The organism is Rhodobacter maris (assembly GCF_900217815.1).
Classification (GTDB): Bacteria; Pseudomonadota; Alphaproteobacteria; order Rhodobacterales; family Rhodobacteraceae; genus Rhodobacter; species Rhodobacter maris.
This window is the reverse complement of sequence record NZ_OBMT01000014.1, coordinates 61,940-84,169: the sequence shown is the minus strand read 5'-3', so window position 1 is coordinate 84,169 and position 22,230 is coordinate 61,940. Positions and strand designations below refer to the sequence as shown.

Annotated in this window: 22 protein-coding genes; 9 read left to right on the top strand and 13 right to left on the bottom strand. The window is 65.7% G+C overall.

Going from position 1 to position 22,230, the window contains the following annotated elements; genetic code table 11:
- The first annotated feature begins 84 nt into the window (after positions 1-84).
- Positions 85-447: a DUF6455 family protein gene (locus CRO22_RS15395; RefSeq protein ID WP_097071051.1), complete on the top strand. Its 363-nt coding sequence runs from the start codon at positions 85-87 to the stop codon at positions 445-447.
- Entirely contained in the window at positions 425-685 is a 261-nt protein-coding gene (locus CRO22_RS15390) for a DUF6455 family protein (RefSeq protein ID WP_097071050.1), read from the top strand. Before CRO22_RS15395 ends, CRO22_RS15390 begins: the two co-directional genes overlap by 23 nt.
- 75 nt (positions 686-760) lie before the next feature.
- Here the strand turns inward: CRO22_RS15390 and ptsP are convergent, their stop codons facing one another.
- Complete coding sequence (gene ptsP, locus CRO22_RS15385) at positions 761-3,001, bottom strand: phosphoenolpyruvate--protein phosphotransferase (protein ID WP_097071049.1); 2,241 nt, start codon at positions 2,999-3,001, stop codon at positions 761-763.
- A gap of 55 nt (positions 3,002-3,056) precedes the next feature.
- On the bottom strand, positions 3,057-4,319 hold the full coding sequence (locus CRO22_RS15380) for an aspartate kinase (protein WP_097071048.1): 1,263 nt from the start codon (positions 4,317-4,319) through the stop codon (positions 3,057-3,059).
- A 174-nt stretch (positions 4,320-4,493) separates the two neighbouring features.
- Here CRO22_RS15380 and CRO22_RS15375 point away from each other — a divergent pair, with 174 nt between their 5' ends.
- Entirely contained in the window at positions 4,494-6,002 is a 1,509-nt protein-coding gene (locus tag CRO22_RS15375) for a pyruvate kinase (protein WP_097071047.1), read from the top strand.
- 309 nt (positions 6,003-6,311) lie between these two features.
- Here CRO22_RS15375 and CRO22_RS15370 read toward each other — a convergent pair whose 3' ends face one another.
- Both CRO22_RS15370 and CRO22_RS15365 read right to left on the bottom strand, forming a co-directional pair.
- Positions 6,312-6,956: an SDR family oxidoreductase gene (locus tag CRO22_RS15370; RefSeq protein WP_097071061.1), complete on the bottom strand. Its 645-nt coding sequence runs from the start codon at positions 6,954-6,956 to the stop codon at positions 6,312-6,314.
- A gap of 79 nt (positions 6,957-7,035) precedes the next feature.
- Complete coding sequence (locus tag CRO22_RS15365) at positions 7,036-7,509, bottom strand: DUF1178 family protein (protein WP_097071060.1); 474 nt, start codon at positions 7,507-7,509, stop codon at positions 7,036-7,038.
- 153 nt (positions 7,510-7,662) lie between these two features.
- On the opposite strand from CRO22_RS15365, the gene CRO22_RS15360 reads away from it, so the two are divergent.
- Positions 7,663-9,258, top strand: coding sequence for a GMC family oxidoreductase (locus CRO22_RS15360; protein ID WP_097071046.1), 1,596 nt, complete (start codon positions 7,663-7,665; stop codon positions 9,256-9,258).
- Positions 9,255-10,241 (top strand): P1 family peptidase, encoded by a 987-nt coding sequence (locus tag CRO22_RS15355; protein WP_097071045.1) that lies wholly within the window; start codon positions 9,255-9,257, stop codon positions 10,239-10,241. The genes CRO22_RS15360 and CRO22_RS15355 overlap by 4 nt, the downstream gene beginning before the upstream one ends.
- Before the next feature lie 44 nt (positions 10,242-10,285).
- On the opposite strand, the gene CRO22_RS15350 is transcribed toward CRO22_RS15355, so the two are convergent.
- Entirely contained in the window at positions 10,286-11,059 is a 774-nt protein-coding gene (locus CRO22_RS15350; RefSeq protein WP_097071044.1) for an alpha/beta hydrolase, read from the bottom strand.
- A gap of 88 nt (positions 11,060-11,147) precedes the next feature.
- Here CRO22_RS15350 and CRO22_RS15345 point away from each other — a divergent pair, with 88 nt between their 5' ends.
- Positions 11,148-12,626, top strand: a complete 1,479-nt coding sequence (locus CRO22_RS15345) for an NAD-dependent succinate-semialdehyde dehydrogenase (RefSeq protein WP_097071043.1) — start codon at positions 11,148-11,150, stop codon at positions 12,624-12,626.
- A 229-nt stretch (positions 12,627-12,855) separates the two neighbouring features.
- On the opposite strand, the gene CRO22_RS15340 is transcribed toward CRO22_RS15345, so the two are convergent.
- The 4 genes from CRO22_RS15340 to CRO22_RS15325 all read right to left on the bottom strand — a co-directional run bounded on the left by CRO22_RS15340 (position 12,856) and on the right by CRO22_RS15325 (position 15,923).
- Positions 12,856-13,626: a DUF1013 domain-containing protein gene (locus CRO22_RS15340; RefSeq protein WP_097071042.1), complete on the bottom strand. Its 771-nt coding sequence runs from the start codon at positions 13,624-13,626 to the stop codon at positions 12,856-12,858.
- A 154-nt stretch (positions 13,627-13,780) separates the two neighbouring features.
- The gene (locus CRO22_RS15335; protein ID WP_097071041.1) at positions 13,781-14,236 is read right to left on the bottom strand and encodes a SpoIIAA family protein; all 456 of its coding nucleotides are present in this window, start codon (positions 14,234-14,236) and stop codon (positions 13,781-13,783) included.
- 26 nt (positions 14,237-14,262) lie between these two features.
- Positions 14,263-15,249: an NAD(P)H-quinone oxidoreductase gene (locus CRO22_RS15330; RefSeq protein ID WP_097071040.1), complete on the bottom strand. Its 987-nt coding sequence runs from the start codon at positions 15,247-15,249 to the stop codon at positions 14,263-14,265.
- The gene (locus tag CRO22_RS15325) at positions 15,246-15,923 is read right to left on the bottom strand and encodes a COQ9 family protein (RefSeq protein ID WP_097071039.1); all 678 of its coding nucleotides are present in this window, start codon (positions 15,921-15,923) and stop codon (positions 15,246-15,248) included. The genes CRO22_RS15330 and CRO22_RS15325 overlap by 4 nt, the downstream gene beginning before the upstream one ends.
- A gap of 105 nt (positions 15,924-16,028) precedes the next feature.
- Between CRO22_RS15325 and rpsU the strand changes: the two genes are divergently transcribed.
- Positions 16,029-16,235, top strand: coding sequence for a 30S ribosomal protein S21 (gene rpsU / locus CRO22_RS15320; RefSeq protein WP_010398727.1), 207 nt, complete (start codon positions 16,029-16,031; stop codon positions 16,233-16,235).
- 120 nt (positions 16,236-16,355) lie between these two features.
- Here rpsU and CRO22_RS15315 read toward each other — a convergent pair whose 3' ends face one another.
- Positions 16,356-18,062: a methyl-accepting chemotaxis protein gene (locus CRO22_RS15315; RefSeq protein WP_097071038.1), complete on the bottom strand. Its 1,707-nt coding sequence runs from the start codon at positions 18,060-18,062 to the stop codon at positions 16,356-16,358.
- The gene (locus tag CRO22_RS15310) at positions 18,055-18,354 is read right to left on the bottom strand and encodes a hypothetical protein (RefSeq protein WP_097071037.1); all 300 of its coding nucleotides are present in this window, start codon (positions 18,352-18,354) and stop codon (positions 18,055-18,057) included. The genes CRO22_RS15315 and CRO22_RS15310 overlap by 8 nt, the downstream gene beginning before the upstream one ends.
- 134 nt (positions 18,355-18,488) lie before the next feature.
- Here CRO22_RS15310 and CRO22_RS15305 point away from each other — a divergent pair, with 134 nt between their 5' ends.
- Positions 18,489-19,937, top strand: coding sequence for a TrkH family potassium uptake protein (locus tag CRO22_RS15305; RefSeq protein ID WP_097071036.1), 1,449 nt, complete (start codon positions 18,489-18,491; stop codon positions 19,935-19,937).
- Between the two features lie 3 nt (positions 19,938-19,940).
- On the opposite strand, the gene CRO22_RS15300 is transcribed toward CRO22_RS15305, so the two are convergent.
- Positions 19,941-20,399 (bottom strand): Lrp/AsnC family transcriptional regulator, encoded by a 459-nt coding sequence (locus CRO22_RS15300; protein ID WP_097071035.1) that lies wholly within the window; start codon positions 20,397-20,399, stop codon positions 19,941-19,943.
- Between the two features lie 139 nt (positions 20,400-20,538).
- Between CRO22_RS15300 and ald the strand changes: the two genes are divergently transcribed.
- A complete protein-coding gene (ald, locus tag CRO22_RS15295) occupies positions 20,539-21,657 on the top strand; it encodes an alanine dehydrogenase (RefSeq protein ID WP_097071034.1) in 1,119 nt (372 codons plus the stop codon).
- Positions 21,658-21,700: 43 nt separating this feature from the next.
- On the opposite strand, the gene mscL is transcribed toward ald, so the two are convergent.
- Complete coding sequence (gene mscL, locus CRO22_RS15290; RefSeq protein ID WP_097071033.1) at positions 21,701-22,129, bottom strand: large conductance mechanosensitive channel protein MscL; 429 nt, start codon at positions 22,127-22,129, stop codon at positions 21,701-21,703.
- Between the last annotated feature and the right edge of the window lie 101 nt (positions 22,130-22,230).

Genomic DNA, 22,230 nt, shown 5'->3' with positions numbered 1-22,230 from the left:
ACTGATCTGGGTCGGCTTGATCTGAATCATGGCGTAAGGCGGCCCTGATTTACAGCATGGCGCAGCTTTGGCAAAGGATGGCCCATGTACGGACGCAAAACCCTCAATCGCCACGCCGCCCTGATGAACCGCATGGCGCAGGTGCTGGGGATCAACCTGACGGAACGGATGATCCGCGGCAAGATCAGCGGCGAGGAATGGCGTGAGGCCGTGGTGCGCTGCACCAATTGTTCCGACCCCGGCGAGTGCATGCACTGGCTCGCCGAGCATGCCGAGGCGGGCACCGATCCGAATGCCCGCCCGGTTGCCGAAGCGCCCTCCTATTGCACCAACAAGATGATGATGGCGCGGCTGCGCCGTCAGATCACCGAGGAAGAACTGACCGAAGACCTCATGCCCGAGAATGTCGCGGAAGGAGAAGGTGATGGGTATCCAGGGAAATGTTGATCTGCACTTCTGGATCACGCGCGGAATGGCGCGCCGGATGGAAGTGAATCTCTCCGAGGCGATGCGGGACGGGTTTCTGACCCAGGCGGATTTCGCCGACATGATCACGCGGTGCCGCGAATGCCAGGGGGTCGATGGCTGCATGGCCTATCTGGCAGGCAATGACCCGGCTGCGGGCTCTGCCCCCGACTGGTGCGCCAACCGGGCCATCTTGCATAATCTGCGCGCGCAGCACTGATTTTGGCGTCCGCGGCTCACGCCGGCCCACGCCATCGCCGAACGGGCGGTGGCCATAGGCTGGTATTGCTGGATGTTATTGGCAGGCAAGGCAGGCCGTCACCGCATGGCGAACCGATTGCGACCCGCGCACCCGTGCCGTTTCGATGACCCCGCGCAAGGCGGCAAGATCAGACCGGCGGATCAGATGCTTCACCGGCCCGATCGAGGCCGGGCGCATCGAGAGCGTGCGCACACCGAGGGCCGCGAACGTGAGCGCCTCGATCGGCCGTCCCGCATCCTCGCCGCAGAAGCTCAGGGCCGTGTCATTTTCTGCGCAGCGTTTCACGATCAGCTCGATGAAACTCAGGAAGCTCACGTCGAGCGTGTCGTAGCGCCGCCGTACCCGTTCGTTCTCGCGGTCGGCCGCGAAAAAGAACTGCTTGAGATCATTGCCGCCGATCGAGAGGAAATCGCAGGCGGCAAAGAAGCTGTCGGGGGCGAAGGCGAGCGAGGGCGTCTCGAGCATCGCCCCCACGCGCAGACTGCAAGGAACCCGGTGACCAAGCGCGGCCTCGCGGTCGATCTCGCGCAGCAGCATCGCCTTGGCAGTGTGGAACTCGTCGGGCGCCGCGATGAAGGGGAACATGATCGACAGCTCACGCCCTTCGGAGGCGCGGATCAACGCCTGAAGCTGCATCCGAAGCACGCCCGGCTTGTCGAGGCCCACGCGGATCGCGCGCCAGCCCATCGCCGGGTTCGGCTCTTCTTGCGGCTTCATGTAGGGCAGCACCTTGTCCGAGCCGATATCGAGCGTGCGGAACTGCACCGGCGCGCCTTGCGCGGCGTCGATCACCCGTTTGTAGAGCGCGGCAAGCTCGCCACGCCGCGGCACGCGCGAACGGATCAGGAATTGCAATTCGGTGCGGAACAGGCCCACCCCATCGGCGCCCGAACTTTTCAGCGAGGGCAGATCGGCCATGAGCCCGGCATTCATCATAAGACGCACGGTCTGGCCCGAGCGGTCCTCGGCGGCCACCGTACGCAAATCGGCATAGCGTTTCTGCGCTTCGGCCTGCATCGCGATCTTGTCGCGGAAGGCATGGGCGACGGTTTCCTCGGGGCGCAAATGGACGATGCCCTGATCGCCGTCGACGAGGATCGGATCGCCGTTCAATGCCTCGTTGGTGATGCGGTGCGCATGGATCACGAGCGGAATGGCCAGCGCCCGCGCCACGATCGCCGCATGGCTGCCGACCGAGCCCTCTTCAAGCACAACCCCCTTCAGCCGCCGCCCGTAATCGAGAAGCTCCGCCGGGCCGATGTTGCGCGCCACCAGAACCGGGGTCTCCGGCAGATCGGCGCCCGTGTCCTGCCCCTGCCCGGTCAAAAGCCGCAACAGCCGGTTCGAGAGGTCATCAAGGTCGTGAAGCCGCTCGCGCAGATAGGCATCGGTCGATTGTTCAAGCCTTGCGCGGGCGGTCGATTGTTCTTTTTCCACCGCCGCTTCTGCAGAAAGACCCAGCGCAATATCCTCGCACATCCGCCGCACCCAGCCGCGCGAATGGGCAAGCATCTTGTAGGCTTCGAGAACCTGCCGCTGCTCCTTGTCCATCGCGGCCGAGCCGATCAGCATCTCGTCGATCTGCGCCTGCAGCGTGGCGACAGCTTCCTCAAGCCGCACCTTCTCGGCCTCGGGGTCGTCGCCCACCGGGTTCGTCACGACGACGCGCGGCTCGTGCAGCCACACCCGGCCCTCGGCGGCGCCCTCCTGCCCGGTAGTGCCGCGGAACATGACCGGGAACCGATGCGTGGCGCCGATGCCGTTCTGATCGCCGGTGAAGGCGCCCAGCTCGGTCATTTCGGCGAGCACCATGGCGACGACTTCGAGCCCGTAGACCTCGTCTTCGAGGAACTCCCGCGCCTCGCGCGACTGCACGACCAGCACGCCGAGCTTTTCGCCCACGCGCTGGATCGGCACCCCAAGGAAGCTCGAATAGATCTCTTCACCGGTCTCGGGCATGTAGCGGAAGCCGGGCTCGGAGGGGGCGTCGCCGGTGTTGATCGGCACGCCGGTGCGGGCAACCCGCCCCACAAGCCCCTCGCCGAGCCGCATCCGGGTCTGGTGCACGGCCTCGCGGTTGAGCCCCTCGGTGGCGCAGAGTTCCAGCGTTTCCGGGTCGCGGAACAGATAGATCGAGCACACATGCGCGCGCAGCGAATCCGCGATCAGATGGGTGATGTGGTCGAGCCGGTCCTGCCCGCCGCCCGGGGTGGCCAGCGTATCGCGCAACCGGCGCAGCAGGCTGCGACTGTCACTCTCGCGACGCTCTACCATTCCTCAGCCCCCGTGTTCTGCCGCAGTTTCTGGCGCGGGCCCGACCCCGTTCAGCTCAGGCCGTTTTCTCCAGCTCGAACGCATCATGGAGGGCCTGCACGGCCAGTTCCATATATTTCCGGTCGATCAGCACGGAAATCTTGATCTCGGAGGTTGAGATGACCTTGATATTGATCCCTTCTGCGGCGAGCGCCGAGAAAGTGCGCGCCGCAACGCCCACCTGCGAGCGCATGCCAATGCCGACAACGGAGACCTTCGCAACGTCGGTGTCGATGATCAGATCGTCATATTTGATCTTGCCCGCCGCCATCGCATCTTCGAGCGCTTTTTGCGCGCGGGCGACCTGATTGATCGGGCAGGAGAAGGTCATGTCGGTCACCGCGCCGGGGTGCGCCTCGTCATAATCCTTTTCGGAGATGTTCTGGACAATCATGTCGACGTTCACGCCCGCTTCGGAGAGCGGCCCGAAGATCGCCTGCGCCACGCCCGGCCGGTCTTCGATGGTGAAGAGGGTGATCTTGGCCTCGTCGCGCGAATAGGCGACCCCCGAGACGACTTTCGATTCCATGATTTCATCCTCCCCGCAGACAAGGGTTCCAGAGTTTCCGTCGGTGTCCTCGAAGGAGGAAAGCACCCTGAGCCGCACATTGTAGCGCATCGCCAGCTCCACCGAGCGGGTCTGCAGCACCTTGGCGCCAAGCGAGGCCAGTTCGAGCATTTCCTCGAAGGCGATCTTGTCGAGCTTGCGCGCCTTCGAGCTGATGCGCGGGTCGGTGGTATAGACGCCGTCCACATCGGTGTAGATATCGCAGCGCTCCGCGCCGAAAGCGGCGGCAAAGGCCACCGCGGTCGTATCCGAGCCGCCACGGCCAAGCGTGGTGATCCGACCCTCGGCCGAGATCCCCTGGAAGCCCGCCACCACCGCGACCTTGAACCCTTCGGCGAATTTCGCATCGAGATTGGTGCGCGGGATCGAGACGAACCGCGCCGAGCCATGCGCCGAGGTGGTGTTGATCGGCACTTGCCAGCCCTGCCAGCTGCGCGCCGAAATGCCCATTTCCTGCAGCCGCAGCGCCATCAGCCCGGCGGTGACATTTTCGCCCGAGGCGACGACTGCATCATATTCGCGCGCATCGTAAAGGGGCGATGTGCCCTCGACCCAGCCGACAAGCTCGTTCGTCTTGCCCGACATCGCCGAGACGATCACGATCACATCATAGCCGCGCTCGACCTCGCGCTTGACCTTCGCGGCCGCATTGGCGATGCGGTCGAGGTCGGCCACCGAGGTGCCGCCGAATTTCATCACGAGAAGCGGCATCTTCCCCTCCGATCCTGCGCCGGACCCTGTGTCCGGTATCGCGCATCTGCTAGCGGAAGGGGGCGGCGCATGCAAGGGTTTCACCAGAACCCGGCGGTCACTGTGTCGCGGATCTGTCACCGGGGCGTCATGTGCAGCGGGTAGCTCCTGACCAGTGACGGAGGAGGAGGTGTCATGAGTCTCGTCGAGGTTGAAATTCGCGAACGGCGAGCGCAGGCGCGCGGGCTTCAACGGGCGCTGGAGGCGTTGCGCGCCGATCTGGTGCGCCGTTCCGAGGCCACGCTCGAGGGCTGGGACGGGTTGATCATCCGCCCCGAATTCCTGCCCTCCGCACGCAATCTGGCCGATTACCTGGCGTTGCGCCGGGGCGATCTCGTGCCGTTTCAGGCGCCGCTGGCCTCGCTCGGGCTCAGTTCTCTCGGCCGCGCCGAGAGCCATGTCCGCCCCTCGCTCGATGCGGTTCTGGCCTCGCTCGCGATGATCGGCGGCGAGGGCACGGCGGAGTATCCCACCGTCGAGATGTTCGCTGCCGGTCCCGCCCGGCTCGCCGCGCGGCGCGACACGCTCTTTGGCGCACGCCGCGATGCGCCGCGCTCGCGGGTGATGGTCACGCTGCCCTCGGAAGCCGCGACCGATCCCGCGCTCGTGAGCAAGCTTCTCGCTTCGGGCGCCGATTGCATTCGCATCAACTGCGCTCATGACAGCCCCGACGCCTGGGCCGCGATGATCGGGCATGTGCGTCATGCCGCGGTGCGGATGGGGCGTCGGGTGCCGGTGCAGATGGACCTCGAAGGGCCGAAGCTGCGCGTCGAGGCGCTGTCCACCGGCAAGGACGAGTCGCCGCGGCTGTTCGAGGGCGACCGGTTCGAGGTGGTGGAGAAATTCACCAAGGATCCCGGGCTTCTGCAGATCCGCCTGAGCCATCCGGCGTTGATCGAGGCGATGGCGGAGGGGGGCGCGCTCTGGATCAATGATGGCAAGCTGCGCGCGAAGATCATCGGTGTCCCGCAGGGGCGGGTGCTGGCCGAGGTGGTGTCCACCCCGTCGAAAGGGGCGCGGATCAAGCTCGAGAAAGGCGTGAACCTGCCCGGGGTCGATCTGCGGGTGCCGGCGCTGACCGGAGCAGATCTCGAAAACCTCGATTTCATCCTCGGTCATGCCGATATTCTGGGCTTTTCCTTCGTGCAGACCGGCGCCGATCTGCGCGCGCTTTTCACCGAACTCGACCGCCGCTCGGATGGCGGAACAAGCCGCGACTGGCCGGCGCTGATGCTGAAGATCGAAACGCCGATGGCGCTGCGCAACCTGCCCGCGCTGATCGTCGAGGCGGGTGGCCGCGTGCCGATGGGGGTGATGATCGCGCGCGGCGATCTGGCCGTCGAGATCGGCTTCGAGCGGCTCAGCGAGATTCAGGAAGAGGTTTTGTGGCTGTGCGAGGCCGCCGAGGTGCCGGTGGTCTGGGCAACGCAAGTGCTCGAAGGCATGGTGAAGGATGGTCAGGCGAGCCGGGCAGAGATGACCGATGCCGCGATGAGCCAGCGCGCCGAATGCGTGATGCTCAACAAGGGGCCGCATCTGGTGGAAGCGGTGGCATTCCTGCGCGATGTGCTGATGCGCATGGACCGCCACACCAACAAGAAATCGCCCCGGCTCGGCGCACTCGGCCTCTGGCACGATCTCTGAGCCCATCCTTTTTGCATTTGCGCAAAAATTAGGCGCCCGTCGCGCCGGCGGTCCGTTTTCGGGCAATCGCGCGAGAGTGACCGGATTGGCGCCTCCGGGGCGGCTGTTGCTCTTGACCGGACGGCGCAGGAGCCCAACTCTGAAGGTATCGGAAAGGGAATGTTCCGATTGGCCCACCGGGCCCAGACAGCAAGGCCCTCCGCTCTTGCGCCTCCTCCTCCCGGCGCGAGGGCGGGCGGCCCTGACAGTCGATCCGAATGCCTTTGCGGCGGGCGGCGTGCCCCTCATGCGCCCCCGCCGCAAGCGTTATCAGAACGGCAGCGTGCTGCCGTCGTAACTCTCGAAACAACCGGTGGTGTCGAGCGACAGCGCGTTGAAGCGCGCCGCGAGCCCGGTCACCGCCTCGCGCGTGGAAATCTCCGCCTGAGGCCCGCCCATGTCGGTTTTCACCCAGCCCGGATGATAGATGCCGACGGCGATCCCCTCCGGTTTGAGGTCCACCGCAAGGTTGCGACCAAGGTTGAGCGCCGCCGCCTTCGAGGCCCGGTAGATATAGCTGCCGCCCGGCGCGCGCGCATCCGAGGCCATGCCGGAGGAAATGATCGCCACCTTCCCCTTTGCCGCCAGCAAGTTTGGCAAAAGCGCTTGAATCGAGAGGAACACGCCGGTCACGTTGACCGCAAAGCTCTTGGCCCAGAGCGGCGCGGCATAGCCCGCCTCAAGCTCCTGCCCCTTGTCGGCATAGACCCCGGCATTGCACACCAGCAGATCGAGCGGCAACCCATTGAGACGCCGCGCCAGCTCCTTCGCACTGTCGGGCTGGGTCACATCGAGCGGCAAGAGATCGCCCTCCGGCCGCCGCGCGGTGCCAAAAGCCGCCGTTCCGCCATGCCGGTAATGTGCGAGCAGTGCCGCGCCGATGCCCCGATTTGCCCCGGTGATGAGAATGGTCATCCGAACCTCCTTTTTGCCCATCATGGCGCGCTCATCGGCAGGGGCAAGGGGGGATGGATGCGGGGCGCGCCGTCGCGGCTCAGTTGCGGTTGCGCTTTGGCACGATCGGCAGGGGCGTGACCGGGATCCCCTCTTCGAGAAGCGCCTTGGCATCCTCGATCTTCGCCTCGCCATGGATCGAGCGCTCGGGCTTGAGCCCGGCATGCATTGCCCGCGCCTCGGCGGTGAAATCCGCCCCGACGTAATCGGAGCTTTCCTCGACCTTGCGCCGCATCGCATCAAAAAGTGCTTCGGCGGCATCCTGCGGTTCGGTGAGCGGATGCGACGCGGGCGAGGCGGCCGCAGCGGCAGGCTCTTCGGGCGCAGCCGCCTCAGGAGCCATCTTGCGCGCCGAGCGCAGCGCCGGGGTCATCAGCGCCTTTTCCACTTTCGTCGCGCCGCAGACCATACAGGCCACCATGCCCGCGCCGTGCACTTTTTCGAAGGCCTCGGCCGAGGCAAACCAGCTTTCGAAGCTGTGGCCGTTTTCACATTTGAGGCTGTAACGGATCATGGGCGCGAACTTGTGAGACAGAACCATCAGACAGGGGCGGCGGCCGAAATGCAAGGGGGGCTGGAGAGGAACGGCACTGAAAAGCCCTGCCGCAAGCGCCTTGCGCCCCCGCCAATGCACTGAGAAGATCAACCGCGGAGGAGGAGGGAGATCATGGAGAGTTACGACTACATCGTGGTCGGCGCGGGGAGCGCCGGCTGTGTTCTGGCGAACCGGCTCAGCGCCGATCCGAAAAACCGGGTGTTGCTGCTCGAGGCGGGCGGGAGGGACAATTATCACTGGGTGCATATTCCGGTGGGGTATCTTTACTGTATCGGCAATCCGCGCACCGACTGGGGGTATTCCACGCGGCCCGAACCGGGGCTGAACGGGCGTGCGCTGCTTTACCCGCGCGGACGGATTCTGGGCGGCTGCTCGGCGATCAACGGCATGATCTACATGCGCGGTCAGGCGCGCGATTATGACCTCTGGGCGCAGGAGGGCTGCACCGGCTGGGGCTGGAGCGACGTGCTGCCGCTCTTTCGCGATCAGGAAGATTTCTTCCTTGGGGCATCAGAAACTCATGGCGCGGGCGGGTCGCTCCGGGTCGAGCAGGCGCGGGTGCGTTGGGAGGTGCTCGACGCATTCCTTGCCGCGGCCGAACAGGCGGGCCTGCCCCGCAGTGCCGATTTCAATACCGGCACCAACGAAGGTGCGGGCTATTTCCATGTCACGCAGAAAAATGGCTGGCGCTGGTCCGCCGCCTCGGCCTTTCTCAAACCGGTGCTGGCGCGACCGAACCTGCGGGTCATGACCGGCGCGCAGGTGGAACGGCTGACACTCTCCGAGGGGCGCGTGACCGGGCTCGTGTTCCACGACAAGGCCGGACGCCACGAGGTGGCTTCCGGCGAGGTGGTGCTCGCCGCGGGCGCGATCGGCACGCCGCAGATCCTCGAGCTTTCTGGCATCGGCGACCCTGAGGTGCTCTGCGCGAACGGGATCGCGCCCCAAGTGGCCGTGCCCGAGGTGGGCAAGAACCTGCAAGACCATCTGCAATTGCGCCTCGTCTTCAAGGTTTCGGGCACGCGCACGCTCAACACCATGGCCTCGACCCTCCTCGGCAAGGCGAAAATCGCGGCGCAATATGCCGCCTTCCGCAGCGGGCCGATGTCGATGGCGCCCTCTCAGGCCGGGATCTTTGCGCGGTCTTTCCCGGAGAAGGAAACCCCCGATCTCGAATGGCATCTGCAACCGGTGAGCCTCGACAAATTCGGCGATCCGCTCCACCCGTTCGAGGCGATGACGGCCAGCGTGTGCAACCTGCGCCCGGAAAGCCGCGGCACCAGCCATGTGCAGGGGCCGGATTTTCGCGCCGCCCCGGTGATTGCGCCGAATTACCTCGCCGCAGAGGCGGACAAGCGGGTAGCGGCTCAGGGCATTCGCATCACGCGCGAGATCGCGGCGAAACCCGCCTTCGCGCGATTCCGGCCAGAGGAATACAAGCCCGGCGCCGAAGTGGCGAGCGAGGAAGCCCTGCAACAGGCTGCGGGCGATATCGGCACCACGATCTTCCACCCCGTCGGCACCTGCCGGATGGGCGCGGATGCGGGCGCCGTGGTCGATCCGCGGTTGCGGCTGAACGCGCTGAAAGGTCTGCGCATCGCCGATGCCTCGGTGATGCCGCGCATCACCTCGGGCAACACCAACGCGCCGGTGATGATGATCGCCGAAAAAGCCGCGCGCATGATCTTGGAGGATGCGAAAGCATGAAACCGGGCCGCCTGAACCTGATCACCGATGTGCCCGGCCTTCTTGTCGGCAATGCGCATGACCCGGCGCTGCGCTCAGGGGTGACGGTGCTCACCGGCGCCCGCCCCTTCACCGCCGCGGTGTCGGTGATGGGCGGCGCGCCCGGCACCCGCGAGACCGACCTTCTCGCCCCCGACAAACTGGTGCAGGAGGTGGATGCGCTGGTGCTGTCGGGGGGCTCTGCCTTCGGGCTTGATGCCGCCTCGGGCGTGATGGCGGGGCTGCGCGCCAAGGGCCGCGGCTTTGCCGTGGGCGACATGCGCGTGCCGATCGTGCCCGGCGCGATCCTTTTCGATCTTCTGAATGGCGGCGCCAAGGACTGGGCCGAAAACCCCTATCCGGCGCTTGGCCGCGCAGCACTTGAGGCCGCGGCAGAACGCTTCGCCATTGGCACGGCAGGGGCGGGCTATGGCGCGCTGACCGGCACGCTCAAGGGCGGTCTCGGCTCGGCCTCGGCGGTGCTCGCGGGCGGCTTCACCGTGGGCGCACTCGTGGCCGTAAATGCGCTCGGGCAAGCGACCGTGGGCACAGGCCGCAATTTCTGGGCCGCGCCCTTGGAAATGGGCGATGAGTTTGGCGCCTTGGGCGCCGCGCCCCGCTACATGCCCGAGGCCGAGCCGCAACCGATGAAACGCATGGGCGAGGCCACCACCATCGCCATTGTCGCCACTGACGCGGCCCTTAATCAGGCGCAGGCGCAACGCATGGCCACCGCCGCCCATGACGGCATGGCCCGCGCCTTGGTGCCCAGCCACACCCCGCTTGATGGCGATCTCGTCTTTGCCGCCGCCACCGGCGCGCGCGCCCTCACCGACGCCATCGCCGATCCGTTCCGCCTCGGCCATGCGGCGGCCGCCTGCCTTGCCCGCGCCATTGCCCGCGCCGTCCACGCGGCCACCCCGCAGGCAGGCGATTTGCAACCTTGCTGGCGAGACCTGACCTGACCCTGCTGTCCCTCGGCGCAAATCGCGCCAGCGCGGGGGCCTCCCTACCCGATCACGGCCCGGAGCAACGGGCTTTCGGTCTCGAGCCCCTCGATCACATCGAAATGGTGCCGCCCCGGATCGACGGTAAGCTTTGCCCCCCAAGCCTCGGCGAGACAGCGCGCCTGATCGCGGAAGGCGGGCCGCTCGGCCTCCCCCACCCAGACCTCGACCGGCATTTTGGGTCGTGGCGCATGCACCGGGCTTTCTGCCCGCGCCTCCTCGGCATCAAGCCCGAAAGTCGCGTTCATCGAGGTGCGCAGGAGTGGCTCGAGATCCGAGACCGGCGAGATCGGCACAACCTTCTCCACCCGGGCCAGCACCTCGGCGGGCAAAAGATCGGAACTCGCCAGCCGCGCCACCAGATGCCCGCCCGCGGAATGGCCGCAGAGCCGGATTGGCCCGGAAAAGCGCCGCGCCACCTCCGCCACCGCCATCGCGACGAGCCCGGTGATCTGTGCGATCCGCACCGCGGGCGCAAGGTCATAGCCCGGCAGCGCCACCGCCCAGCCCGCCGCCATCGCTCCCGCCGCGAGATGCGAGAAATCGCGGCGCGAGAACTTCATCCAGTAGCCGCCATGCACGAAGATCATCACGCCTTTCGGTGTGCCCGTCGGCAGGAAAATGTCGACCTGCCGCTGCGCGCCCGGACCATAGCCGATCTCCAGCATCATCGCCGCGTCGCGATAAGCCGCGGCGGCTTGTGCCCAGCGCGCCGGATAGGCCGCACCGCCGGGGATGTAAGGCATATTGGCATAGTCATCGTCCAGATCGGTCATTTCCTCACCCTTTCTTGCCACGGCGCGCGATTTACATCGGCGCGGCCGCGTGCTTCCCTTGCATATCCCGCAAACGATGAGAGATGCCATGCTCGATACCGCCACCGACCTGAAAACCCTGCTCAAGGATCCGAGCCTTCTGTGCACCAAGGCCCTCGTCGCGGGGGATTGGGTGGATGCGGAGGACGGCAAGACCTTCGCGGTGAAAAACCCCGCCCGCGGCGATGTGATCTGCACCGTGCCGGACCTGACCCGCGCCGATGCCGCCCGCGCCATTGCCGCCGCGCAAGCCGCGATGAAAGACTGGGCCGCGCGCACCGGCAAGGAGCGCGCCGCGGTGATGCGCAAATGGTTCGAGCTGATGATGGCGAACCAGGACGATCTGGGCCTGATCCTCACCGCCGAGATGGGCAAGCCCTTGGCCGAGGCGAAGGGCGAAATCGCCTATGGTGCGAGCTTCATCGAATGGTTCGGCGAGGAAGCCAAGCGCATCTATGGCGAAACGATCCCCGGCCACATGCGTGACAAGCGCATCACCGTTCTGAAGCAGCCGATCGGCGTCGTGGGTTCGATCACGCCCTGGAACTTCCCCAATGCGATGATCGCGCGCAAGGCCGGCCCCGCGCTTGCGGTGGGCTGCGGCTTTGTCTGCCGCCCGGCCTCGGAAACGCCGCTCTCCGCGCTCGCGATGGGGCTTTTGGGTGAGCGCGCGGGGCTGCCCAAGGGCATCCTCTCGGTGATCACCTCGTCGCGCGCCTCCGACATCGGCAAGGAATTCTGCGAAAACCACACCGTGCGCAAACTCACCTTCACCGGCTCGACCGAGGTGGGGCGGATCTTGCTGCGTCAGGCCGCCGATCAGGTGATGAAATGCTCGATGGAACTTGGCGGCAACGCCCCCTTCATCGTCTTTGACGATGCCGATCTCGATGCCGCGGTCGAAGGCGCGATGATGTCGAAGTTCCGCAACAACGGGCAAACCTGCGTTTGCGCGAACCGGCTCTATGTGCAGGCAGGCGTTTATGACGCTTTTGCCGAAAAGCTCGCTGCCGCCGTGGCCAAGCTCACCGTGGGCGACGGGCTCGAGGCGGGCATCACCACCGGCCCCCTGATCTCGGAAGATGCGGTCGAGAAGGTCGAGGAACATATCGCCGATGTGGTGGCAGGCGGCGGCAAGATCGTCACCGGCGGCGCGCGCCACGCGCTTGGCGGCACCTTCTTCCAACCCACCGTCGTCACCGGCGTCACGCAGGAGATGAAGGTCGCGACCGAAGAGACCTTTGGCCCGGTCGCGCCGCTCTTCAAATTCGAGACCGAGGAAGAGGTGATCGAGAAGGCCAATGCCACGATCTTCGGGCTGGCCTCCTATTTCTACGCCCGCGACATCGGCCGCATCACCCGGGTGCAGGAAGGGCTCGAATACGGCATCGTCGGCGTGAACACCGGCATCATCTCGACCGAGGTGGCCCCCTTTGGCGGGGTCAAGCAATCCGGGCTCGGCCGCGAGGGCAGCCATCACGGCGTCGAGGATTATCTCGAACTGAAATACATCTGCCTGTCGATCTGAGCCAAATAAACGACACCGCCGCAGCACGAAATCTGCGGCGGTCCGGCCCCGCGATCTTGCAGCCCTTCCCCGGGCGCCCCACCGCGCCGGTGGGGCTTTCATCTTGCCAAAAATATCCTGGGGGTGCGGGGGCGAAGCCCCCGCCCGGGTCGTTTCGGCCCTGCCGAAACGAAAGAAAAACCCCCGCCGATACGGCAGGGGCCTTTTCGTCTCACGAAACGGGATCGGCTCAGCGGATCGGGCCGCTGTCTTCCTCGTCCTCGTCGTCCTCATCGTCATGCGGCAGGTTGAAGAAGCTGTCGGCATCCGAGAAATCCTTCGGATTCTCGCGCTCCTCCTCCATGCCACTGCCGAGCGTAAACCCTTCGAGCTCGGCAATGCCGCCCGGAAGCCGCGGCTCGGTCCCCATGCCGAGGCTCTGCTCGGTCGACACCAGCTTGCGCCGCTCGTCATCGCTCATCACGCCTTCGGCCGCGCGTTTCTTCGCCGCTTTCTGCACTTCGCTGTCGAGTTCGGATTGCCGGCACAGGCCCAGCGCCACCGGATCGATCGCGGTCATGCTGGCAATGTTCCAATGCGTGCGCTCGCGGATCGAGGCGATCGTCGGCTTCGTCGTGCCCACCAGCCGCGCGATTTGCGCGTCCGCCAGTTCGGGGTGGAATTTCACCAGCCACAGGATCGCGTTCGGGCGGTCCTGCCGTTTGGAAAGAGGCGTGTAACGCGGGCCCCGACGCTTGTCCTCGCCCACCGCGGCGGCGTTGAACTTGAGCCGCAGCTTGTAAAGCGGATCCTTCTCGCCCTTGTCGATCTCTTTCTGGTCGAGCTGGTTCGAGGCGACCGGGTCGAAGCCCTTAACCCCCGTGGCAACGTCGCCATCGGCAATGCCCTGAACCTCAAGCTCGTGCATGCCGCAGAAATCAGCAATCTGCTTGAAGGTGAGCGTGGTATTGTCCACCAGCCAAACGGCCGTGGCCTTTGCCATCAGGGGCTTGTTCGTCATCGGCGACATCCTTTACAAATCTCTCCCGGGCCGTGAAACCGGCTGCGGCCTGGGCTTCCCCCCGGCCGCGGTCCATTTCTGGTGGGGAATTGCGGGCCTGTATAGGCAAGAAACCGCGTCAAGGAAAGCGAAAAGAGCGCCCGGCGCCCCACCGTCAACTGGCCGGCGGCTCACGATCCTCCAGCATCGGCAGCTTGCGCTCCGCCGCCACTTCCGGCCCGCCCTCGCGCTCCGGATCGGCGCAGATCCAGTCTCGCGCCGCGGTCATTTCGGCGCGCGGAAAGGTGCGCACCGGACAGCGGATGAGCGGCGCGAAAAGCCGCAGCCCGGCGTTGATCCAGGCAACATCGCTCACCACCGCGATCCGGGCGAAATCGCCCAGATGCAAAAGCCCCACCTTGCCATCCTCAAACATCGCCCCGGCGGTGAAGCCCTCGAAATCTTCGCCCAGCGCATAAAGCAGCTTCAGCCGCCCTTCCGCCCTCAGCCGCGCCTCAAGCGCCGGGATCAGGTCAGTCACATAGGCGTCGTGGTCAATCTTGCCATGGGCCTCCACCGCCAGCACATCGGCGGGAAAGCCCTCCATGAGGGTGAAGCGTCCCTTCGTCATCCTGTCCTCCTTCGGTTGGCGAAAGTTCAGCGAACCTTCAGAACGATCTTGCCGATATGGGCATTGGTTTCCATCCGCGCATGGGCGGCGTCCGCCTCCGCGAGCGGAAAAACGCTGTCTTGCACCACTTTGAGCTTGCACGCGGCGATCATCGGCCAGACCTCGGCTTCGAGCGCGCGGGCAATTTTGGCCTTGGCGGCATCCGATTGCGGGCGCAGCGTCGAGCCGGTGAGGGTGAGGCGGCGCATCATCACCTGCGCGAAGTTGATCTCCGCCTTCGGGCTTTCGAGAAAGGCGATGAAGACAAGCCGCCCGTCATCGGCGAGCGCCTTTATGTTGCGCGAAATATAGCTGCCGCCCACCATGTCGAGGATAACATCGGCGCCCCCCTCCGCGCGCATCACTTCGGCAAAATCGGCTTCGCGATAGTTGATTGCGGTGGCGCCAAGGCTCTCGCAGACGGTGCATTTCTCGGCGTTCCCCGCCGTTGCCCAAACCCGTGCCCCCAGCGCCCGCGCGATCTGGATCGCCGTCGTGCCAATGCCGGAGGTGCCGCCATGCACAAGGAAGCGCTCCCCCGCGGCGAGCCCGCCGCGCATCACCACATTCGACCAGACGGTGAAGCAGGTCTCGGGCAGGCAGGCGGCATCGCGCAGGCTCACGCCTTGCGGCACCGGCAAAGCATGGGCAGCGGGGCAAAGCGCATATTCGGCATAGCCGCCGCCCGGTGTGAGCGCACAGACCGCATCCCCCACCTGCCAGCCCGCAACCTCGGGACCGATCGCGGCGATGATGCCCGAGACCTCAAGCCCCGGCAGATCCGAGGCGCCCGAGGGGGCCTTGTAGGCCCCCATGCGTTGCAGCACATCGGGGCGGTTCACCCCCGCCCAGGCCACTTCGATCAGGATCTCGCCCGGCCCCGGCACCGGCACGGCGCGGCTTGCGGGCTTGAGCATGTCGGCGCCACCGGGGGCCGCAATCTCGATGCAGCGCATCTGCTCGGGCAGGCTCATGCGACCTCCTCACCGGCGACATGACCGGGCGCGGCCATGGGCGCGGGCGCGCGCAGGTTTTCCAGAAAGCCCTTCAGCCCCGGCACTTTCAGAAGCTTCGTTTTCACCTTGTCGAATTGCAGCACATTCTCGATCCGATGATCGAGGAAGGCCCAGCTCTCGGCATGGCCCTCGCTGTCATCCCCGATCCAGAACAGCGTGGTGGCCGAGATCACCCCCGAGAGCGTGAGGCGCTTGGAATACCAGTTGTAATCCACGCTCGTGTCGCCCAGCGCGCGCCAGATCAGATCGGCTGTTTCCCAGACAAGCTTGGCCCCCATCGCGGCATTTTGCGGCAAAGCGAAGACCGAGGCGCCGCGGCTCACCAGATCCCGGTCGACGAGCTCGAAGCGCATCCGGAGCGCTGTCGCCACCTTGTCGCGAAACCGCATCTCGCTGAAATCCGCCTCGGCGAGTGCCTTCGCAAGCTCCCGGTCGGCCTTGCGGTGATATTCGGCGGCCAGATCCACGGCACCGCGCGGGCAAACAAGCCGCGCAATCGCCGGATCGATCCCGAGCGCGTGGACAGCCTCGCGGAAGGCAGGCTCCGACCAGCCATCGAAAGGCACATGCGGCGCAATCGCCTCAAGCAGGTCCGCGCGCAAACGCGACACGTTCAAATGGTCGTTTTTCATCGCTTTTCCCTTGTGCGGCAAGAGTGGACAAATGCCTTGGCCTTTGCTATATGGCCGCTTCCTGCACAGCGATGCAACTCAAACTTAGGAAGGTGGTGACACCACATGCAGGTCAGCGTTCGCGACAACAACGTCGAACAAGCGCTTCGTGCCCTGAAGAAAAAACTTCAGCGCGAGGGGGTTTTCCGTGAAATGAAGCTCAAGCAACATTTCGAGAAGCCGTCCGTGAAGAAAGCGCGCGAGAAAGCTGAAGCCATCCGCCGCGCTCGTAAACTGGCGCGCAAGAAGGCCCAACGCGAAGGCGCGCTCTAGGCGCTTGGATACGCTGGCGGGTTCGCCCGCAAGTGAAAACCCCCGTGGCTCGGCCATCGGGGGTTTTGTCTTTTCGGGCTGGTGCGGGCCGGGAGGCCGGGCCTCCCGGGCAGGCAGTGCTCAGGCGGCGCGGCGGCCGGGCTGCGCGCCCTCGGTGCGGAAGCGCACCATCGCCTCGCGCAGCTGCGCCGCCATGCCGTTGAGCGCACCGCTCGCCGCCGCGGTCTCCTCGAACATCGCCACGTTCTGCTGTGTCACCTGATCGAGCTGATCGACCGAACCGTTGATGTCGGCCAGCGCGCGCGATTGTTCCGCGGCCGAGCGCGCGATCTCCGCCACGCGGTTCGAAATGTTCTCCACCGCGCGGCTGATGTCGTCGAGCGTGGTCACCATCTGGTTGACCAGTTCGACCCCGGTCTTCACCTGACGCTCGGAAGACTGGATCAGCGTCGAGATCTCGCGCGCCGAGGCCGAAGATCTTTGTGCCAGATCGCGCACCTCGGAGGCGACGACGGCAAAGCCGCGTCCCGCCTCGCCAGCCCGCGCCGCCTCGACCCCGGCGTTCAGCGCCAGAAGGTTGGTCTGGAAAGCGATATCGTCGATCACGCTGGTGATCGAGGCGATCTGATGCGAGCTCTGTTCGATCTCGCCCATCGCCTGCAGCGAGGCGCTGCCGACCTGGGTGCTGTCGCGGGCGAGCTTCTCGGCCCCCTGCGCGGCCTGAGCGGCGGCATTGGCCATTTGCGCGGCCGAGCCAACGGCGCTCGACAACTCGTTCATCGAACTCGCGGTCTTGGCAAGCGCATGCGCCTGCCGCTCGGTGCGCGCCGAGAGGCTTTCCGATGCGCTGTTGATTTCCGCGATCTGGCCCGAGATCTCGTCGGCACAGCCGAGCGCCACACCGATGGCACCCGAGAGCTGCGACACGGCCGCGTTGAAATCCTCGCTCAGCGTGCCGTATTCCCCATTTTCGATCCGCGCGAGACGGGCCGAAAGATCGCCCTCAGAGAGCATGCGGAGCGCCTTGCGCAGCTGCGCCACGACTTCCTCGGATTTATGTGCATGTTCGCTGCGCTCGGCGGCAAGCCGCTCCGAGGCTTCGAGCGCGCGACCGTTCGCCTCGGCGGCGGTGCGCGTGGTCTCTTCCGATTGCAGCCGCATCGCTTCGGCTTCGCGCAGCGCTTCCTCGGCCTCGTGCTGGCGCAGCTCGGCCTCCTGAGCCGCACGTTCGGCCGCGCGTTGCGATGCCTCGGCCTGCGCCGAAAGCGACTTGAGATCTTCCATCTGCGCCGAAATCGAGCGCTCCATTTTCTGGCGGTGCAGCACGGCCGCCACCAGAACCGAGGTTTCCACCACCACGACGACACCGTGGAAGGCGGTGCGCAGGATATCGGTCCAGAGTTCGACGCTCGGGTAAACGAGGCGCGGCACGAAGACCGAGAGCGAGAGGTGATGGAGCGCAATGGTCGCCGCGGCAAAGATCAGCGGGCGGATATCCACCAGCGAGACGAGCGTCGCGACCACCGCAAAATAGACCATGTGGCTGTCGAGCTGCCAGGGATGACCGGCGAGCGCCGCGGTGAAAGCGATCGCCTGGCCCACGAGCCCCTGCGCCACCAGCGTGCGCCCGCTCGTCGTGTCGCCGCGCGCATAGCCAAGCACCGCGACCCCCGCGAAGACCCAGGCGAGCACGATCGCCGGCACGGTCGCGCTGCCCACGGCAACCGCCACCCCGCTCACCAGAACGGCGCAGCTCAGGATTGCGATCAGAAACCATTTCAACCGCGGCGATTGCCGACCCTCGACCCGGGCCACCTCTTCACTCATCTTGGTCTACTCCACACAATTGCAATATCGAGTCGGCGTCGACCACGGCCCAGGCCCCGGCTGCCAACAGGCGCGCCGGAGCGCCCCCGTCGGCCGAGGTGACCAGATGACCGAGCGGCGCCTGAACGGGGCCGATCAGACGCGCCATGGCTTGTTCGGCAACACCCTCGGCGTCTTGCCACGGCGGCACCACGACGACCCAGGGGCCGGTACCGGTCGCCGGAGCGCCAAGAACCGCGGCCACAGGGCCGGCAACCAGAGACAGGGCCATTACCGCAAGTTCGAGTCGCATCGTTCTCTCCTGCGCGGACCCTACGTCAAGCAAGTTTAAGAAGCGTTTGCGTGCCTCCGCGCTGCCGCCCGGGGTACCTACTCACGATTTCGTGAGTTGCGTCCTCCGCCCCCCCTTTGCATCGCTCGGATACGATGACCGACTTCGGACCCGTCTTTTATATTTTCGGCCACATCCTGCTGGCACTCGGGGCGGCGATGCTGCTGCCGGCCGGCTATGACATGCTGCTGTCCGACGCGAACGGCCTTCAGGTTCTCAAGGCGGCCATCGAGACGCTGCTGTTCGGCGCGCTCCTGTCGCTCGCCGCGCGCCCCGACGAGCCGCGGCCACTCACGCTGCGACAGGCCTATATGCTCACCGCGGCGATCTGGCTCTTTTTGCCGGCGTTCGGCGCCTTGCCCTTCATCCACGGCAAGCCCGATGTGAGCTTTGCCGATGCTTATTTCGAGGCGGTCTCGGGCGTCACGACCACCGGTTACACGGTGTTCCAGCATCTCGACGAGCTCCCGCGCTCGGTGATCATCTGGCGCGCCATGCTGCAATGGGCGGGCGGGCTCGGCATCGCCTTTGTCGCGATGATCTTTTTGCCGGTGATGCGGATCGGCGGCATGCGGTTCTTCCAGACCGAGGGATTCGACACTTTCGGCAAGGTTCTGCCGCGCGCCACCGATATCGCCGTGGCGCTGCTGCAGGTCTACACCATCGTCACCATCGCCTGCGCGGTGAGCTATATCGCCTGTGGCATGGCCCCCTTCGATGCGATCTGCAACGCGATGGCGACGCTGTCGACCGGCGGCTTTGCGACCACCGATTCAAGCTTCGCGCAGTATTCGCCCGCAGCGCAATATGCGGGTGTCCTCTTCATGCTGCTCGCGGGGATGCCCTTCATCCGCTTCGTACAGGTCATGCAGGGCCAGATCACGCCGATCTGGCGCGACTCGCAGATCCGCGCCTTCCTGCGCTGGTTTCTCTATTACACGGCCGTCGCCACGATCTGGCGCTATACGCATGAGGAGCTGCCCTTCGAGCAGGTGCTGCGCGAAACCGCCTTCAACTTTTCCTCGATCCTCACCGGCACCGGCTTCGGCGTCTCCGGAGTGGAACCCTGGGGCGGCTTCGTAATGGTGCTGGTGTTCCTTGTCGGCATGTCGGGCGGCTGCACGGGGTCCAGCTCCGGCTCGCTTTCGGTGTTCCGAGTGCAAGTGGTGCTCTCGGCGATCTATACCGCGATCCGCCAGCTCCACTCACCCAACCGCGTGGTGGTGCCACGTTATGACGGCAAGCCGCTCGACGAGGCGACGATGGGGCCGCTGATCCTGCATGTGACAGGCTATATCCTCACTCAGGGCATCGTCGCGGTGCTGATCTCGATGACCGGGGTGGATTTCTCCTCGGCGCTCTTTGCAAGCTGGGGGGCGATCGGGAATATCGGCTTCGGTGTTGGACCAACCGTCGCCCCTACCGGCACGATGATCGATTACAACGACCTCTCCACCTGGCTGATGAGCCTGTCGATGCTGCTCGGCCGGCTCGGGCTGCTCGCCATTCTCGTGTTGGTGCTGCCGCGGTTCTGGCGCGACTGAGGTTCAGACCGGCAGCGCCGTGGTCTTGAACACGGTGCGTAGCGCAAAAGAACTCTGCATCCCCTGCACGCCCGGCAACCGCGCGAGCTTCGAGCGGTGGATGCGCGCGAAATCCTCGGTATCTTCCGCCACCACTTTCAGCAGGTAATCGGCCGAGCCCGCCATCAGATGGCATTCGAGCACATCGGGGATCTTCTTCACCTCGCGCTCGAAGGCTTCAAGCACCTCGTCGGCCTGCCCCGAAAGCGTGATCTCCACAAAGACCGTGGTCGGGCAGCCCATCTTGCGGGTATCGAGCAGCGCGACATAATCCTTGATATAGCCCTCCTCCTCGAGCCGCTGCACCCGGCGGTGACAGGCGGAGGCGGAGAGGTTCACCCGTTCCGAAAGGTCGGCATTGGAGATCCTCCCCTGCTTTTGCAGCACGGTGAGGATTCGACGATCTGTTGCGTCAAGGCTCATGAGGGCGGAAGGTTCTTCGAAAAGGATAAGAATTCAACGAAGATATGGGCGTGAAAAGGCATATTTGGCAAGAGGATTTGAAGCCAATTCCAGCGCAGCAGGCGCAAGCTCGGCACAGGATCTGCATAGGGAGGATGCCATGAGGATCGGGTGTGTCAGGGAAATCAAACCGCAGGAATTCCGCGTCGGCATGACGCCGCAGGCGGTTCAGGAGGCGGTGGCGCATGGCCATGCGGTGCTGATCGAGGCGGGGGCCGGGCTTGGCGCGGGCTTCACCGACGCCGATTACACCACCGCGGGCGCGGTGCTCGCGCCGGATGCCGCCACGGTCTGGGCGGAGGCGGAGATGGTGGTGAAGGTGAAGGAGCCACAGGCCTCCGAGCGCGCGCTGTTGCGCAGGGGACAGCTTCTCTTCACCTATCTGCACCTCGCCCCCGATCCGGCGCAGACGGCGGATCTGCGCACGTCGGGCGCCACCTGCATCGCCTATGAAACCGTGACCGACCGCGTGGGCGGGCTGCCGCTGCTCGCGCCGATGTCGGAGGTGGCGGGTCGGCTCGCGCCGCAGGTCGGCGCCTGGGCGCTGCAAAAGGCCAATGGCGGGCGCGGCGTGCTGATGGGCGGCGTGCCCGGCGTGCGGCCGGCCAATGTGGTGATCATCGGCGGCGGCGTCGTCGGCACCGCAGCGGCGCGGGTGGCCACCGGCATGGGCGCCAATGTCACTGTGCTCGACCGCTCGATCCCGCGGCTGAGCTACCTTGACGACATCTTCATGGGGCGGCTGACAACGCAATATTCAAACCGCGCGGCGCTGGCCGAACGGCTCGCGGAAGCGGATCTGGTGATCGGCGCGGTGCTCGTGCCCGAGGCCGCGGCACCCAGGCTCGTGACCCGGGCGATGCTCGCGACGATGAAGCCGGGCGCGGTACTCGTCGACGTGGCCATCGACCAGGGCGGCTGTTTCGAGACCTCGCGCGCCACCACGCATCACGACCCCATCTACGAGGTCGACGGCATCGTGCATTACTGCGTGGCGAACATGCCCGGCGCGGTGGCGCGTACCGCAACCCAGGCGCTCGGCAATGCGACCCTGCCCTTCGTCCTTGCGCTCGCCGACAAGGGCTGGCGGCAGGCCTGCCGGGACGATGCGCATCTGCGCGCCGGACTCAATGTCCATGCCGGAGAGATCACCTGCGCACCTGTGGCCGAGGCGCTCGGCCTGCCCTATCTGCCTGCCGAGGAGGCCCTCTCGGCCTGACACCCAACAGAGGAAGGGCCCGGCGCAACCCGGGCCCGGAACGTCAACGGGCCGCGTTCAATGCGTCGCGGATCTCGGTGAGCAGATCGACCTCGCTCGGCCCTTTCGGCGCTTCTGCCGCTTTCGCCTCTTCCTTGTGCGCGGCGTCTTTTACCCGGTTTACGAGCTTCACGAGCAGGAACACCACGAAGGCGATGATCAGGAAATTGATCACCGCGGTGAGGAAGGCGCCATAGGCAAAGACCGGCGCGCCCGCCTCGCGCGCGGCGGCGAGCGAGGCATAGTCGCCCGCGCCCAGATTGATGAACAGGTTCGAGAAGTCGATCCCCCCGGTGATCACGCCGATGATCGGGTTGATCAGGTCGCTCACCATCGAATTGACGATCGCGGTGAAAGCCGCGCCGATGATGATGCCGACCGCCATGTCGACCACATTGCCGCGGGCGATGAAATTTCTGAATTCCTTGAGCATCCGTTCCTCCTGGGTTCCGTGCGTTGTTGGACATCGGGTGTTCGCGCGGGCGGCTTTCGCCACGCGGGATTTTCGGGCAGGGTTGACGAAACGGAGGCGCC

Bases quoted from the DNA above. Each gene is read 5' to 3' on its own strand.
- CRO22_RS15395 (WP_097071051.1), top strand. From the start codon at position 85: ATGTACGGACGCAAAACCCTCAATCGCCACGCCGCCCTGATGAACCGC.
- CRO22_RS15390 (WP_097071050.1), top strand. From the start codon at position 425: ATGGGTATCCAGGGAAATGTTGATCTGCACTTCTGGATCACGCGCGGA.
- ptsP (WP_097071049.1), bottom strand. From the start codon at position 3,001: ATGGTAGAGCGTCGCGAGAGTGACAGTCGCAGCCTGCTGCGCCGGTTG.
- CRO22_RS15380 (WP_097071048.1), bottom strand. From the start codon at position 4,319: ATGCCGCTTCTCGTGATGAAATTCGGCGGCACCTCGGTGGCCGACCTC.
- CRO22_RS15375 (WP_097071047.1), top strand. From the start codon at position 4,494: ATGAGTCTCGTCGAGGTTGAAATTCGCGAACGGCGAGCGCAGGCGCGC.
- CRO22_RS15370 (WP_097071061.1), bottom strand. From the start codon at position 6,956: ATGACCATTCTCATCACCGGGGCAAATCGGGGCATCGGCGCGGCACTG.
- CRO22_RS15365 (WP_097071060.1), bottom strand. From the start codon at position 7,509: ATGATCCGTTACAGCCTCAAATGTGAAAACGGCCACAGCTTCGAAAGC.
- CRO22_RS15360 (WP_097071046.1), top strand. From the start codon at position 7,663: ATGGAGAGTTACGACTACATCGTGGTCGGCGCGGGGAGCGCCGGCTGT.
- CRO22_RS15355 (WP_097071045.1), top strand. From the start codon at position 9,255: ATGAAACCGGGCCGCCTGAACCTGATCACCGATGTGCCCGGCCTTCTT.
- CRO22_RS15350 (WP_097071044.1), bottom strand. From the start codon at position 11,059: ATGACCGATCTGGACGATGACTATGCCAATATGCCTTACATCCCCGGC.
- CRO22_RS15345 (WP_097071043.1), top strand. From the start codon at position 11,148: ATGCTCGATACCGCCACCGACCTGAAAACCCTGCTCAAGGATCCGAGC.
- CRO22_RS15340 (WP_097071042.1), bottom strand. From the start codon at position 13,626: ATGACGAACAAGCCCCTGATGGCAAAGGCCACGGCCGTTTGGCTGGTG.
- CRO22_RS15335 (WP_097071041.1), bottom strand. From the start codon at position 14,236: ATGACGAAGGGACGCTTCACCCTCATGGAGGGCTTTCCCGCCGATGTG.
- CRO22_RS15330 (WP_097071040.1), bottom strand. From the start codon at position 15,249: ATGAGCCTGCCCGAGCAGATGCGCTGCATCGAGATTGCGGCCCCCGGT.
- CRO22_RS15325 (WP_097071039.1), bottom strand. From the start codon at position 15,923: ATGAAAAACGACCATTTGAACGTGTCGCGTTTGCGCGCGGACCTGCTT.
- rpsU (WP_010398727.1), top strand. From the start codon at position 16,029: ATGCAGGTCAGCGTTCGCGACAACAACGTCGAACAAGCGCTTCGTGCC.
- CRO22_RS15315 (WP_097071038.1), bottom strand. From the start codon at position 18,062: ATGAGTGAAGAGGTGGCCCGGGTCGAGGGTCGGCAATCGCCGCGGTTG.
- CRO22_RS15310 (WP_097071037.1), bottom strand. From the start codon at position 18,354: ATGCGACTCGAACTTGCGGTAATGGCCCTGTCTCTGGTTGCCGGCCCT.
- CRO22_RS15305 (WP_097071036.1), top strand. From the start codon at position 18,489: ATGACCGACTTCGGACCCGTCTTTTATATTTTCGGCCACATCCTGCTG.
- CRO22_RS15300 (WP_097071035.1), bottom strand. From the start codon at position 20,399: ATGAGCCTTGACGCAACAGATCGTCGAATCCTCACCGTGCTGCAAAAG.
- ald (WP_097071034.1), top strand. From the start codon at position 20,539: ATGAGGATCGGGTGTGTCAGGGAAATCAAACCGCAGGAATTCCGCGTC.
- mscL (WP_097071033.1), bottom strand. From the start codon at position 22,129: ATGCTCAAGGAATTCAGAAATTTCATCGCCCGCGGCAATGTGGTCGAC.